The organism is Bergeriella denitrificans NBRC 102155 (genome assembly GCF_001592185.1).
In the GTDB taxonomy this organism is placed as follows: domain Bacteria; phylum Pseudomonadota; class Gammaproteobacteria; order Burkholderiales; family Neisseriaceae; genus Neisseria; species Neisseria denitrificans.
In genome coordinates, this window is record NZ_BCWL01000363.1 from 1 (window position 1) to 829 (window position 829).

1 protein-coding gene is annotated in these 829 nt (G+C 53.3%); it reads left to right on the forward strand.

All coding sequences use genetic code 11. The features are described from left to right. Positions 1-59 precede the first annotated feature (59 nt). Positions 60-578, forward strand: coding sequence for an RDD family protein (locus tag BDE01S_RS10820; RefSeq protein WP_066081468.1), 519 nt, complete (start codon positions 60-62; stop codon positions 576-578). Positions 579-829 lie beyond the last annotated feature (251 nt).

The following is an 829-nucleotide window of genomic DNA, read 5'->3' on the forward strand; positions in this document are numbered from 1 at the left end:
CCGTAGCAGAAATTCAGTTCTTCGACTATATATAACTGTTTGCCGAGGATTGAGTGATAATGACCCCGTTTCCCGCCGTTTCCCTGCGCCGCCGCTTGGCCGCGCTGGTTTACGAATTACTGCTGATTGGTGCCATCAGTGCATTGGCTGCGCTGCTGGCCGGCATGGCCGCGATTGTGCTCAACCCGATTTCGACTTATCTGTCGGCGCTGGTCACCTGCCTGCTGATGCTGGCTTTCTGGTGGTATTATTTCCGCTCGAATTGGCTGCTTAAAGGCCAAACGCTAGCGATGCAGACCTGGAAAATCGGCATGGTCAACGAGCGCGGTAGCCGCCCGCCGCTGCAACAGCTGCGCCTGCGCTTTATGTGGGCCTGCGTATTTATTGTGTTCATCCCGATGCTGGCCTACGCCGGGCTGCGCCATCTGCTGGGCATTCCGCCGCTGGGCGCGTTTGCAGCATCGCTGATTTGGCTGATTTTGCCGTGGGGCTTTGCGCTGCTGAACCCCGACCGCCAGTTTCTGTATGATTTTCTGGCCGGTACGCGGCTGGTGGATTTGAAACAGCCTAAATCCTGAGCGTGATGGATGAAGAGACTGATGGAAAAAGCCGTCTGAAAATGTGATTTTCAGACGGCTTTTTTTGGTAAGGAAAATGCTTGCTGTTGCTGGAATGAAGCTTAGCCTGCGCGTTACGGTTTTTATGAGTACGAAAAACGTAGCCATGCCGCATCATGCAGTGCTATTAGGCTATATAGTCGGAGAGTATAGTCGAATAACACAGAATGGGACAAGGCAGCGAAGCTGCAGACAGTACAAATCGTACGGGT

What these genes read in the sequence shown, in the direction of transcription:
- BDE01S_RS10820 (WP_066081468.1), top strand. Translation starts at nt 60, where the DNA reads ATGACCCCGTTTCCCGCCGTTTCCCTGCGCCGCCGCTTGGCCGCGCTG.